An 11,661-nucleotide genomic window follows, 5' to 3' on the forward strand; every position below is an offset into this window, starting at 1 on the left:
GCCACACGAGCCATGACGACGCCGCCTCGCCCTCGGTCCGCCGCTCCCGCTCCGGCCCCGCGCTGGGCCGAGCCGATCCGCCGACGGCTCGTGGCCGGCATCACGCACCTGACGACCGGCAGCGGCCCGTCGCTCGATTATTCGTCGCCGCCCGGCGATCCGGGCTTGTTCGGCCCCGATGCCGTCTGCTGGCGCGTGCACGCCGACTTCACGTCGATGATGACGGGCGGTGTCGCCGCGCTGCTGCTGCAGGCGCTCCACCCGCTCGCGCTCGCCGGCGTCTGGGATCATTCGTCGTTCCGCACCGACATCCTCGGCCGGTTGCGGCGCACCGCGACGTTCATTTCCGGCACGACGTTCGGCAGCCGCGCCGACGCGCTCGCCCTGATCGAGCGCGTGAAAGCGATCCATGCGCGCGTGTCCGGCGCTGCGCCGGACGGCCGCGCGTACCGCGCCGACGATCCGGTGCTGCTCACGTGGGTACACGTCGCCGAAGTGTCGAGCTTTCTGGCGTCGCATCTGCGTTACGTAGATCCGGCGCTGCCCGGGGAACTGCAGGACCGCTACTACGCAGAAACCGCACAGATCGCCGAGCGGCTCGGCGCACAAGCGGTGCCCCGCTCGCGTGCGGAGGTGAGTGCCTATCTGGCAGATATGCGGCCCGAGCTCGAAGCCGGTCCGCGTACGCTCGAAGTGATGCGCATCCTGCTGAACGCGCCTGTCGCGACGCCCATGCTGCGGCCGGCCGCGACGCTCGTCATGCACGCCGGGATCGACCTGCTGCCGCCGTGGGCGCAACGGATGCTCGGCTTGTCGACGTTCGCGCCGCTGCGACGTGCGGTGGTCCGGCCGGGCGTGCGCGCAGTCGCGCCCGTGCTGCGGTGGGCGCTGGTCAACGGCGTATCGAAACGTGCGCGCCGCCGTGCGAGCGCACGGCCGTCCGACGGCGATCCACGCGACTGACCTTGCCGCCGGTCACTTCGGTTCGGTTCGCGCCCATCGGTCGCAGCACGCGTCGGTATCGGCGACCGTCATGACACGTCCTTCCGAACCGAATGCTGCCGGCACCCGACTGCAATAACCGCCGCAACGGGCCGCCCGAAGCGCTCCCGACACCGACGATCAGCGGTTCATCGTCATACAGCCGGCCGGGCCGGCACACGTTCAAACGACCTTCCGGTAGCCGTCGTCGTCGCTCGCCGCATCCAGGTGCGACACGTCGGCCCACTGCACGACATGCGCGCGACCGTCCATGTAATCGACGACGTTGATGCTCGTGTTGAGCAGCGGATAGCTGCGCGGCGCCGACAGATCGAGCGCGTTCGCGAATCGGTACACGCAATCGAGCACGCCGCCGTGCGCGACACACGCGATTCGCCCGCCCGGATGCGCTGCGACGATCGGTTCGATCGCGTGCAGCACGCGGTGATAGAACTCGCGCTGCGACTCGCCGCCGTCCGGCGCAAACCCCGGATCGCGCGTTTGCCACGCCGCGTACGCGTCCGGGAACAGCGTCTCGATCTCCGCGCTGTCATGCCCCTGGAACACGCCGTATGCACGTTCGCGCAGCCCTTCGCGCAGCAGCAGCGGCAGCCCGAGCGCGTCGGCGAACGGCTGCGCGGTCTGCTGTGCGCGCATCAGGTCGCTCGAATAGACCGCGTCGATGCTTCGGCCGTCGCGCGCGTCCCGCACGAGCCGGGCAGCGAGCCGCTGCGCCTGCGCGAGCCCAGTGTCGGCGAGCGGAATGTCGATGTGGCCCTGGATGCGCTTGATGCGGTTCCAGGCCGTCTCGCCATGGCGAATGAAAAGAATCTGCGTGGTCGCCATCGCGCGGCGCCTCCGAAAGGATCAGGGCCGCACTTGCAGCCAGAACGTCACGGGACCGTCGTTCACGAGCGACACCTGCATGTCGGCGCCGAACTCGCCGGTCTCGACGACCGGGTGGCGCGCACGCGCGGCCGCGACGAAATAGTCGAACAGGCGCGCGCCTTCGTCGGGCGGTGCGGCCGGTGTGAAGCTCGGGCGCAGCCCGCTATTGGTGTCGGCGGCCAGCGTGAACTGCGACACGAGCAGCAGGCCGCCCGCGCGCCCGGCGCCGTCGATGTTGGACACCGGCAGATTCATCTTGCCGGCCGCATCGCTGAACACGCGGTAGCCGAGCACCTTCGCGAGCAGCTTGTCGGCTGCGGCTTCGGTGTCGCCGCGCTCCGCGCAGACGAGCGCGAGCAGGCCCGCACCGATCTCGCCGGTCGTGCGGTCGCCGACGCGCACGTCGGCGCGCTTCACGCGCTGGATCAGCGCGATCATGCGCTCAGCGTGACGCGTGCGAAGCGGCGCTTGCCGACCTGCACGACATATTCGCCGGCGTCGACCTTCAGGCCCTTGTCGGATACGGTCGCGCCGTCGATCTTCACGCCGCCCTGCTCGATGTTGCGCAGCGCCTCGCTGGTGGACGGCACGAGGCCCGCCTGCTTCAGCAATTGGCCGATCGCGAGCGGCGCACCCGCGAGCGTCACCGACGGAATGTCGTCCGGCACGCCGCCCTTCGCGCGATGGTTGAAATCCTCGAGCGCGCGCTCGGCGTCGGCCTGCGAATGGAACCGCGCGACGATTTCCTGCGCGAGCAGCACCTTGAAGTCGCGCGGGTTGCGCCCGCTCTCCGCCTCGCGCTTGAAGCCGGCGATCTCGTCCATGCTGCGGAACGACAGCAGCTCGAAGTAACGCCACATCAGCGTGTCGGAGATGCTCATCAGCTTGCCGAACATGTCGTTCGGCTTCTCGCTGATGCCGACGTAGTTGCCCTTCGACTTCGACATCTTCTCGACGCCGTCGAGGCCTTCGAGCAGCGGCATCGTCAAGATGCACTGCTGTTCCTGACCGTACTGCTTCTGCAGCTCGCGGCCAACGAGCAGGTTGAACTTCTGGTCGGTGCCGCCGAGCTCGAGATCGGCATTCAGCGCGACCGAATCGTAGCCCTGCATCAGCGGGTACAGGAATTCGTGGATCGAGATCGGCACGCCGCTCTGGAAGCGCTTCGTGAAGTCTTCCCGCTCGAGAATCCGCGCGACCGTATAGCGCGACGCGAGCTTGATCATTCCGTCCGCGCCGAGCGGCATCGACCATTCGCTGTTGTAGCGAATCTCGGTCTTTTCGCGGTCGAGCACGAGCGCGGCCTGCTCGAAGTAGGTCTTCGCGTTCGCCTCGATCTGCTCGCGTGTGAGCGGCGGGCGCGTCGCGTTGCGGCCCGACGGATCGCCGATCAGCGACGTGAAGTCGCCGATCAGGAAGATCACCGTGTGGCCCAGGTCCTGCAGCTGGCGCATCTTGTTCAGCACGACCGTGTGGCCGATGTGAATGTCGGGCGCGGTCGGATCGAGGCCGAGCTTGATGCGAAGCGGCGTGCCGGTGGCCGCGCTGCGCGCGAGCTTCTGCGCGAACTCTTCCTCGATCAGCAGTTCGTCGACGCCGCGCTTCGTGACGGCGAGCGCATGCCGGACTTCGTCGGTGATCGGGAAAACGGGCTTGGAACTGGGTTCGGTGCTCATCGGTGCCAGGAAGAATGTCGCAAAAACAGGGATTTTCCCATAACTTGCGCGCGCGTCGCTTAACGACGCGCCGCGTTGCGCGGATAATCGGCGCAACGTGCGCGGCACCGGCCTGCGCCGCATGCTTCAGGAGAACCCAACGTGCCGCAACGACATCCGCAAACCGCTCATCCGGCCGACGGCATCTACTTCGGACTGATGTCGGGAACCAGCATGGACGGCGTCGACGGCGTCGCCGTGCGTTTCGAGACCGGCAAGCCGCCGGTCGTGCTCGCGGAAGCGTTCGTCGGTTTCGCGCAGCCGCTGCGCGACGCGCTGTTTGCGCTGCAGCAGCCGGGCGACGACGAGATCGACCGCGAATCGCTCGCGGCGAATGCGCTCGTCGCACGCTACGCGGTGTGCTGTCACGAGCTGCAGCGCACGGCCGGACTGTCGCGCGACGAGGTTCGTGCGATCGGCGTGCACGGCCAGACGGTGCGGCACCGTCCGGAGCGCGGCTACACGCGTCAGCTGAACAACCCCGCGCTGCTGGCCGAACTCACGCACATCGACGTGATCGCGGACTTCCGCAGCCGCGACGTCGCGGCCGGCGGCCACGGCGCGCCGCTCGCACCGGCATTCCATGCGACGGTGTTCGGCGCACCCGGCGACACGCGCGTCGTCTGCAACCTTGGCGGAATCAGCAACATCACGATCCTGCCCGGCGACGGCGGCGACGTGCGCGGCTTCGACTGCGGCCCCGCGAACGCGTTGATCGACGCGTGGGCGAGCCGCCATCTCGGCAAGCCGTACGACGACGGCGGCAAGTTTGCCGCGCGCGGCACCGTGCACGCGTCGCTGCTCGACGCGCTGCTCGACGAACCGTATTTCGCCGCGCCGCCGCCGAAAAGCACGGGGCGCGATCTGTTCAATCCTGCGTGGCTGGACGCGAAGCTCGCGGCGTTCACCGGCGTCGCACCGGAAGATGTACAGGCCACGCTGACGGCGCTCACCGCGGTGTCGGTCGCGCGCGAGATCGCGCTGCATGCGGCGGGTTGCAAGGCGGTGTTCGTCTGCGGCGGCGGCGCGCGCAATCCGGTGCTGCTCGATGCGCTCAGGCAAGCGCTGCACGACGCACGCGTACCGGCCACCGTCGACACGACGGCCGCACTGGGCGTGCCGCCGCAGCAGGTCGAGGCGCTCGCGTTCGCGTGGCTCGCGTACCGCTTCGCCGCCCGCCTGCCGGGCAATCTCGCGACGGTCACCGGCGCTGCCGGCGAGCGCGTGCTGGGCGCGCTTTATCCGCGCTGACCTTCACGCGACAAACCGTGCGTGCACATAAGAAAACGGGGCATGAAGCCCCGTTTTTAATCCGGCGAAGCGGAACGGATCCGTCGCTCGATCAGACCGAGAACGACGAACCGCAGCCGCAGGTCGTCGTCGCGTTCGGGTTCTTGATCACGAACTGGGCGCCGTTGAGGTCGTCCTTGTAGTCGATCTCGGCGCCGACCAGGTACTGGTAGCTCATCGAGTCGATCAGGAGCTGGACGCCGTTCTTGTTCATCACGGTGTCGTCCTCGTTGACTTCCTCGTCGAACGTGAAGCCGTACTGGAAGCCTGAGCAGCCGCCGCCCTGCACGAATACGCGCAGCTTCAGGTCGGGATTGCCCTCTTCGTCGATCAGTTGCTTGACCTTGTCGGCCGCGGCGTCGGTGAAGACGAACGGTGCCGGCATTTCGGCCGTCGTTGCTGCGGATTCGGTAACAGCGTTCATGCGAACTCTCCAAAAAGCTTTAGCCGCTATTGTAGGGCTGATCCGAAGATCGTGCCGAAGTCCATGAAATCAACAGGTTCTTGTCGATTTCGCGATCCGGGCCCGCGCAGCGGCCGCCGTGCGGACATAAAAAAACCGCCAGCACGAAAGCTGGCGGTTTTTTCGGCGAGCGCCGCCGAAGCGGCGCGGCCATGAAGCGAAATTAACGCTTCGAGAACTGCTTCGCGCGGCGTGCCTTGCGCAGACCGACCTTCTTACGCTCGACTTCACGTGCGTCGCGCGTGACGAAGCCTGCGTTCGACAGCGCCGGCTTTAGCGTCGCGTCGTAGTCGATCAGCGCGCGGGTGATGCCGTGGCGCACTGCGCCGGCCTGACCCGTTTCGCCGCCGCCCGTCACGTTCACCTTGATGTCGAACGTCTGGCCGTGGTTCGTGAGTTCCAGCGGCTGACGCACGATCATCAGCGACGTTTCGCGCGAGAAGTAATCAGCGATGGGCTTGCCGTTGACGAGGATGTCGCCCTTGCCAGCCTTGATGAAGACACGAGCGACTGCGCTCTTGCGGCGGCCCGTACCGTAGTTCCAGTTACCGATCATGTGGGCTCCCCTTAGATCTCGAGCGCCTTCGGCTGTTGAGCCGAGTGCGGATGCGTGGCTTCAGCGTAGACCTTCAGCTTCTTGATCATCGCGTAGCCGAGCGGGCCCTTCGGCAGCATGCCCTTGACCGCCTTCTCGAGCGCGCGGCCCGGGAAGCGTTCCTGCATCTTGCCGAACGTCGTTTCATAGATACCGCCCGGGTAGCCCGAGTGACGGTAGTACTTCTTGTCCAGAGTCTTGTTGCCCGTGACCTTCAACTTGCTCGCGTTGATGACGATGATGAAATCACCGGTGTCGACGTGCGGGGTGAACTCAGGCTTGTGCTTGCCGCGCAGACGGCGTGCCACTTCGCTGGCGACACGGCCGAGAACCTTATCCGTCGCGTCAATCACGTACCATTCGCGCGTCACCTCATGGGCTTTTGCGGAAAACGTCTTCATGATCGATCCAAAAAATATGCTTTGCCCGATGTGTTCTTCCTGCTTGTCTGTGTGCGCTTCGAGGCGCGGTGCAGGCTCTCCCTGTTCTTTTTCCGTGGGCATGAATGCGGAAAAGCCCTGAATTATAAAGGAAATGCCGGGCGGCGGTCAAAGGGAATCCGCACCCGGTGGGCGGCGCGCCGAAAATCGGCCAAAATCGCACTCATGCCCCGCTGAACCCGGCGAACCGAGCGCCGGGCGGAGCACTCGTCGATGCGCGGCACCGGACCTCGCCGCGCGCGACCGGACACCGAAAACAACAAGCAAGCGTGATGAAACAGCGACTTACCCTTTCTTTTGCGGCCACGCTGCTGGCCGCCGCAACGCCGGCAAGCGCACATGCCGGCTGCGACGCGAAGCTCGATGCGCTCGACGCACGCATCGCCGAGGCACGCGCCGCCCACGCCGAGGATCGCATCGCACGCCTGCGCGCGGTACGCGAACGCGTGCGCCATTTCTGCGCGCGTGGCCACGGCGAGGCGTCGGCCGATCCGGCACCGGCGGCGCGCGCGTCCGGCACCACGCAGGATGCGGCGTCAAAGCCCGCCGCACAAGAACCTGCATGAGCGTGTCGGCGCGCGCAAGCCGTGCGTTGAAGTTTGCACAGACGAAAAAAAGCCCGAACGGCTGGTTCGGGCTTAATCCACCATAGGAGGAGGTGGAGGAGACATTCGGAGGTTGCCGCAGCGCGACAACCAATGGAACTCATTATACGAATGCGCGGCCGACTGCACAAGAAAATTTGCATTACGAAATTGACGACCACAATGTGGAATTTTGCGCATTCCGAGTCGAACGGCGCGTTTTGTCTTTCAGATCAATCAATTAGGCACGCGGCCCAATATCGAAAGCCCTTCGCGTCTAGAGTGAAACCCCTAACGCGCGCCGGGAAACGGCCGTGCGCCGCAGCGCCGAACGGCGCCAGCCGGCGATCGGCATTTCGCGTCGTGCACCGCATCAGCCGACCGTTGCGCCGCGGGCTACAATGCCGGATCGAATCCGAATCAGGCAACGCTGGAGTGCAAGCATGGAATGCAAAGTAAGCTGGATGGGTCAGGACGGGATGGCGTTTTCCGCGCAGACCGGCAGCGGCCACCTCGTCGCGATGGACGGCGCGCCGGAAGGCGGCGGCCACAACCTCGCGCCGCGTCCGATGGAAATGGTGCTGGTCGGCACCGGCGGCTGCACGGCGTACGACGTCGTGCTGATCCTGAAGAAGAGCCGGCAGGAAGTCACCGGCTGTTCGGTCACGCTGAAAGCCGAGCGTGCGAGCGAGGATCCGAAGGTCTTCACGAAGGTCCACTTCCACTTCACCGTCACCGGTCGCAACCTGAATCCGGCAACGGTCGAGCGCGCGATCAACCTGTCGCACGACAAGTACTGCTCCGCGTCGATCATGATCGCGAAGACCGCCGAGCTCACGCATTCGTTCGACATCGTCGCGGCCTGAGCGGCGCGAACGCGCAAGAAAAAAGGGCCGGCGCTCCTTCGGGAGCGCCGGCCCTTTCGCATTCGAACGGCAAAGCAGGCCGATAAGCCGGATTCTGTGCGCGCCGCGCGCCGAAGCGCACAACGCGTGGCAGCCATTCCTCTAGGCGCGCCATTGCTGACGCGCTCAAGCTTCCTACCCGCAGGCGAGACGGGGGCCCCGTCCTGCATCCGAAGATGCGCGCCTGCCTACTTGGAATTGCTCCGGGTGGAGGTTACCGTGCCGGCGGACGTCGCCGTCGCCGCGGTGCGCTCTTACCGCACCGTTTCACCCTTACCTGATCCCGGCTTGCGCCGGGCCATCGGCGGTTTGCTTTCTGTTGCCCTGTTCCGCGTGTCGCCACGGATGGCCGTTAGCCATCACCCTGCCCTGTGGAGTCCGGACTTTCCTCGCCCCCGCCTGCCCGAAGGCGGCGAGGCCGCGACTGCCTGGCCTGCTTTGCGACGCGCATTCTAGCACTGCACGTCGCCACCGGCAGCGCGCGAACGGCGGCCGCTGCGGAACACGGCCGGATCGTCGTAGAACGCCGGATCGACGTTCGCGTCGCACCAGCCCGGCACGCCGAGCACCGGCAGCGGCGAGAAATCGCGGCTCGTCAGCTCGCGCACCGCCAGTTCCGCGGCGAGCCGTGCGTCGACGTGCGCGGCGCGCTGCGCATCCGGCCACGAGAAGTAGTCGGCGTCCACTTCGACGATCCACGCGTGCGCGGTGCACGACTTGTAAGGCGCGACGAGCTTCTCGAGCAATGCGTGGCCGACGAGCCGCGCCTCGCAATGCACGCCCCACCCGCCACGCGCGGCAATCAGCAAGCGCTGCCAGTCGAAGCCGCGCAGCGCGTCCGCGAGCGCCGGGTCGGCCGTCACGAACAACGCGCCGTTCTCGTCGAACAGCGTCAGCGCGTCGCGCAGCGTGCCGCGCACGGGACCGACTCCGCCGGTCGCGTCGATCGCCGCCGCCTGGCGCGCGTTCAGCGCCGCCTTGATCCGCGGATACGCGAACCAGACGAGCGCATTGAAGAAGTCGTGAAGATTGTGCCGGGTCGGCACGCCGCCGGTGTCGGCGATATGGGTTTCGTACGCGCGGCCGGCCGGCAATTCGGCTTGCGGCACGAACCGCAGCGGCTTGCCGCGGCCGGTTGTGCGCGCACCATCGCGCAGCGCGCCGTTCAGCGCGTCGAGCAAAGCGGCATCGCCCGCCATTGCGGCCGCCTGCAGCGCACGGCCCGGCTCGCCGTACGGCGCGAGCCACGGCGCACGCCAGTCGATCCGCGCGAATGCCGCCGCGTCGCTGTCGGCCGTACGGCCCGCGCCGCGCGGCGGCGTGCCGGTCATGCGAGTTTCCAGGCGATCATCTCGCCGGCGCGCAGCGGCACCACCGGCGTGTCGCCCGCGAAGATCTCGCGCGGCAGCTCCCACGTCTCGCGACGCAGCGTGACGGTCTCGGCGCTGCGCGGCAGACCGTAGAAATCGGCGCCGAAGAAGCTCGCGAAACCCTCGAGCTTGTCGAGCGCGCCGGCCTGGTCGAATGCTTCCGCGTACAGCTCGAGCGCGTGCAGCGCCGTATAGCAGCCCGCGCAGCCGCATGCGGTTTCCTTCGCGCCGCGCGCATGCGGCGCGCTGTCGGTGCCGAGGAAGAAGCGCGGGTTGCCCGACGTCGCGGCTTCGACGAGCGCCACACGGTGCGTCTCGCGCTTGAGCACCGGCAAACAGTAGTAGTGCGGCCGGATCCCGCCGACGAAGATCGCATTGCGGTTGTACAGCAGGTGATGCGCGGTGATCGTCGCGCCCAGCATGCCGGGTGCCGCATCGGCGTCGCGCACGTAGTCGGCGGCATCCTTCGTCGTGATGTGCTCGAACACGACCTTCAGGCCCGGAAAGTCGCGGCGCAGCGGCGTCATCACGCGGTCGATGAACACCTTCTCGCGGTCGAACAGGTCGATCGACGAATCGGTCACCTCGCCGTGCACGAGCAGCGGCATGCCGGTTTCCTGCATCGCTTCGAGCGTCTTCGCGCATTTCGCGAGATCGGTCACGCCGTGATCGGAATTCGTCGTCGCACCGGCCGGATACAGCTTCACGCCGTGCACGAAGCCGCTTTCGCGCGCGCGGCGGATTTCGTCCGGCGGCGTGTTGTCGGTCAGGTACAGCGTCATCAGCGGCTCGAACGTCATGCCGGCCGGCAGCGCGGCGAGGATGCGCTCGCGATAGGCCTGCGCCTGTGCGGTGGTCGTCACCGGCGGTTTCAGGTTCGGCATGACGATCGCACGGCCGAACTGGCGCGCGGTGTGCGGCAGCACGGCGGCCAGCATGTCGCCGTCTCGCAGGTGCAGGTGCCAGTCGTCGGGGCGGGCGAGCGAAAGCGTCGCCGGGGAGGAAGCGTTCGAGGCAGTCATAGGAGGCGTCGTGAGGGAACGCCGACCCTCGGCGGGGCCGGAATGCGCGTGCGCGGGCCGGTTGACGGCAAACCGCAACACGGGGCCTTCGGCCGGCGGAATCCGCTTTTTACCGCTCGAGGCTCGGTGATATGCTAGAAGCCGCATTGTACCGGGGTTCACCCGGTTCGTTACCCCGCTTCAGCCTGCCGCCCCAAGTAAAATGTGCCAACTCCTAGGAATGAACTGCGCCGCACCGACGGACGTCACATTCTCTTTCACGGGTTTTGCGGCCCGCGGCGGGCTCACGGACCACCATGCCGACGGCTGGGGCATCGCATTCTTCGAAGACAAGGCGTGCCGGCTGTTCATCGACCAGCAGGCATCGGCAACGTCGCCGATCGCCGAAATGGTGAAGCGCTATCCGATCAAGTCGAAGAACACGATCGCGCACATCCGCAAGGCCACGCAAGGCCACATTCAGCTCGAAAACAGCCATCCGTTCATGCGCGAGCTGTGGGGACGGCACTGGATCTTCGCGCATAACGGCGACCTGCAGGATTACGAGCCGAACCTCGACGGCAGCGTCTATCACCCGGTCGGCACGACCGACAGCGAAAAGGCGTTCTGCGTGCTGATGCAGGGGCTGCGCGAAGCGTTCCCCGGTGCGCAGCCGCCGCTGCCCGAGCTGTTCGAGCGCGTCGGCGAGCTCACGCGCGACATCACCGATCACGGCGTGTTCAATTTCCTGATGTCGAACGGCCAGGCGCTGTTCGCTCACTGCTCGACGCGGCTGCACTACCTTGTGCGGCGCTGGCCGTTCTCGACCGCGCATCTGGTCGACGAAGACCTGTCGATCGATTTCGCGAAGTACACGACGCCGGAAGATCGCGTCGCGGTGATCGCGACGCAGCCGCTCACCGACAACGAGGTATGGACCGCGTTCGAACCGGGCGAGCTGATCATGTTCCAGTGCGGCGACGTCGCCGCGCGGATGCAGATTCCGGTGCCCGAGCGCGTGCTCGAAAAACTGCGCAATCCGGCGCTCGACGCATCCGCATCGTCGCCCTGCGCGGGCGCGGCGCGGCGCGAGGCGCTCGCGACCGCCGCGGACGGCGATTCCGACGACGCGATCGACTTCTGAACGGCGCGCCGTTCGCGCGCCGGTTTCCCGCTGCCATGCAATCGACGCCGCGATTCTTGCGCGGCCTGTCGTCGCGCGCGCGTTTGGACGCCGTGCGTCGATTTGAGCCGTTCATCGTCGCAAATGCACACCCGGCTCCATTTCGTTCCGTTTCATTCGAACCACAATTCGACGCATTCGATATATCGACGATACAACATTCGCTTGATTTTATTTTTCCAAAAGCGAAAATCATTGAAATGCGCCAAAAACGGAATCAATAAAATACCCGCATATAATGCGGAA

General features: G+C 66.5%; 13 protein-coding genes and 1 other RNA gene. 5 read left to right on the forward strand and 9 right to left on the reverse strand.

The features are described 5' to 3' along the window. Window positions 1–12: 12 nt before the first annotated feature. Window positions 13–963, forward strand: coding sequence for an oxygenase MpaB family protein (locus BUB20358_RS14580; RefSeq protein WP_006765155.1), 951 nt, complete (start codon window positions 13–15; stop codon window positions 961–963). A 201-nt stretch (window positions 964–1,164) separates the two neighbouring features. On the opposite strand, the gene BUB20358_RS14585 is transcribed toward BUB20358_RS14580, so the two are convergent. The 3 genes from BUB20358_RS14585 to tyrS are packed head-to-tail and all read right to left on the reverse strand — an operon-like array spanning window position 1,165 to window position 3,545. Continuing rightward, on the reverse strand, window positions 1,165–1,827 hold the full coding sequence (locus tag BUB20358_RS14585; RefSeq protein WP_006765156.1) for a histidine phosphatase family protein: 663 nt from the start codon (window positions 1,825–1,827) through the stop codon (window positions 1,165–1,167). 21 nt (window positions 1,828–1,848) lie between these two features. Then, window positions 1,849–2,307, reverse strand: coding sequence for a D-aminoacyl-tRNA deacylase (gene dtd / locus BUB20358_RS14590; RefSeq protein ID WP_006765157.1), 459 nt, complete (start codon window positions 2,305–2,307; stop codon window positions 1,849–1,851). After that, window positions 2,304–3,545 (reverse strand): tyrosine--tRNA ligase, encoded by a 1,242-nt coding sequence (tyrS, locus tag BUB20358_RS14595; protein ID WP_035973045.1) that lies wholly within the window; start codon window positions 3,543–3,545, stop codon window positions 2,304–2,306. The genes dtd and tyrS overlap by 4 nt, the downstream gene beginning before the upstream one ends. Before the next feature lie 141 nt (window positions 3,546–3,686). On the opposite strand from tyrS, the gene BUB20358_RS14600 reads away from it, so the two are divergent. Next, window positions 3,687–4,835, forward strand: a complete 1,149-nt coding sequence (locus tag BUB20358_RS14600) for an anhydro-N-acetylmuramic acid kinase (RefSeq protein WP_006765159.1) — start codon at window positions 3,687–3,689, stop codon at window positions 4,833–4,835. Between the two features lie 91 nt (window positions 4,836–4,926). On the opposite strand, the gene erpA is transcribed toward BUB20358_RS14600, so the two are convergent. From erpA to rplM, 3 genes are all read right to left on the reverse strand, one after another. Further along, window positions 4,927–5,298, reverse strand: coding sequence for an iron-sulfur cluster insertion protein ErpA (erpA, locus tag BUB20358_RS14605; protein ID WP_006765160.1), 372 nt, complete (start codon window positions 5,296–5,298; stop codon window positions 4,927–4,929). Window positions 5,299–5,500: 202 nt separating this feature from the next. Beyond that, window positions 5,501–5,893 (reverse strand): 30S ribosomal protein S9, encoded by a 393-nt coding sequence (gene rpsI / locus BUB20358_RS14610; RefSeq protein ID WP_006765161.1) that lies wholly within the window; start codon window positions 5,891–5,893, stop codon window positions 5,501–5,503. Between the two features lie 11 nt (window positions 5,894–5,904). After that, complete coding sequence (gene rplM / locus BUB20358_RS14615; RefSeq protein WP_004522094.1) at window positions 5,905–6,333, reverse strand: 50S ribosomal protein L13; 429 nt, start codon at window positions 6,331–6,333, stop codon at window positions 5,905–5,907. 308 nt (window positions 6,334–6,641) lie between these two features. Between rplM and BUB20358_RS14620 the strand changes: the two genes are divergently transcribed. Both BUB20358_RS14620 and BUB20358_RS14625 read left to right on the forward strand, forming a co-directional pair. Continuing rightward, window positions 6,642–6,938, forward strand: a complete 297-nt coding sequence (locus BUB20358_RS14620) for a DUF1090 family protein (protein ID WP_035973047.1) — start codon at window positions 6,642–6,644, stop codon at window positions 6,936–6,938. A 419-nt stretch (window positions 6,939–7,357) separates the two neighbouring features. Then, on the forward strand, window positions 7,358–7,822 hold the full coding sequence (locus BUB20358_RS14625) for an OsmC family protein (RefSeq protein ID WP_081293719.1): 465 nt from the start codon (window positions 7,358–7,360) through the stop codon (window positions 7,820–7,822). Window positions 7,823–7,889: 67 nt separating this feature from the next. On the opposite strand, the gene rnpB is transcribed toward BUB20358_RS14625, so the two are convergent. The 3 genes from rnpB to pyrC all read right to left on the reverse strand — a co-directional run bounded on the left by rnpB (window position 7,890) and on the right by pyrC (window position 10,253). Beyond that, an RNA gene (rnpB, locus tag BUB20358_RS14630) (RNase P RNA component class A) lies at window positions 7,890–8,301 on the reverse strand. A gap of 12 nt (window positions 8,302–8,313) precedes the next feature. Continuing rightward, window positions 8,314–9,192 carry a DUF3025 domain-containing protein gene (locus BUB20358_RS14635; protein WP_035973049.1) on the reverse strand — a complete coding sequence of 293 codons (879 nt, stop codon included), beginning with the start codon at window positions 9,190–9,192 and terminating at the stop codon, window positions 8,314–8,316. Next, window positions 9,189–10,253 carry a dihydroorotase gene (gene pyrC / locus BUB20358_RS14640; RefSeq protein WP_006765164.1) on the reverse strand — a complete coding sequence of 355 codons (1,065 nt, stop codon included), beginning with the start codon at window positions 10,251–10,253 and terminating at the stop codon, window positions 9,189–9,191. The genes BUB20358_RS14635 and pyrC overlap by 4 nt, the downstream gene beginning before the upstream one ends. 202 nt (window positions 10,254–10,455) lie before the next feature. On the opposite strand from pyrC, the gene BUB20358_RS14645 reads away from it, so the two are divergent. Then, the gene (locus tag BUB20358_RS14645) at window positions 10,456–11,376 is read left to right on the forward strand and encodes a class II glutamine amidotransferase (RefSeq protein ID WP_006765165.1); all 921 of its coding nucleotides are present in this window, start codon (window positions 10,456–10,458) and stop codon (window positions 11,374–11,376) included. Window positions 11,377–11,661 lie beyond the last annotated feature (285 nt).

The sequence above is a fragment of the Burkholderia dolosa genome (assembly GCF_902499135.1).
In the GTDB taxonomy this organism is placed as follows: domain Bacteria; phylum Pseudomonadota; class Gammaproteobacteria; order Burkholderiales; family Burkholderiaceae; genus Burkholderia; species Burkholderia dolosa.

Coding starts and splice junctions, on each gene's coding strand:
- BUB20358_RS14580 (WP_006765155.1), top strand. CDS start 13: ATGACGACGCCGCCTCGCCCTCGGTCCGCCGCTCCCGCTCCGGCCCCG.
- BUB20358_RS14585 (WP_006765156.1), bottom strand. CDS start 1,827: ATGGCGACCACGCAGATTCTTTTCATTCGCCATGGCGAGACGGCCTGG.
- dtd (WP_006765157.1), bottom strand. CDS start 2,307: ATGATCGCGCTGATCCAGCGCGTGAAGCGCGCCGACGTGCGCGTCGGC.
- tyrS (WP_035973045.1), bottom strand. CDS start 3,545: ATGAGCACCGAACCCAGTTCCAAGCCCGTTTTCCCGATCACCGACGAA.
- erpA (WP_006765160.1), bottom strand. CDS start 5,298: ATGAACGCTGTTACCGAATCCGCAGCAACGACGGCCGAAATGCCGGCA.
- rpsI (WP_006765161.1), bottom strand. CDS start 5,893: ATGATCGGTAACTGGAACTACGGTACGGGCCGCCGCAAGAGCGCAGTC.
- rplM (WP_004522094.1), bottom strand. CDS start 6,333: ATGAAGACGTTTTCCGCAAAAGCCCATGAGGTGACGCGCGAATGGTAC.
- BUB20358_RS14625 (WP_081293719.1), top strand. CDS start 7,358: ATGCCGGATCGAATCCGAATCAGGCAACGCTGGAGTGCAAGCATGGAA.
- BUB20358_RS14635 (WP_035973049.1), bottom strand. CDS start 9,192: ATGACCGGCACGCCGCCGCGCGGCGCGGGCCGTACGGCCGACAGCGAC.
- pyrC (WP_006765164.1), bottom strand. CDS start 10,253: ATGACTGCCTCGAACGCTTCCTCCCCGGCGACGCTTTCGCTCGCCCGC.
- BUB20358_RS14645 (WP_006765165.1), top strand. CDS start 10,456: ATGTGCCAACTCCTAGGAATGAACTGCGCCGCACCGACGGACGTCACA.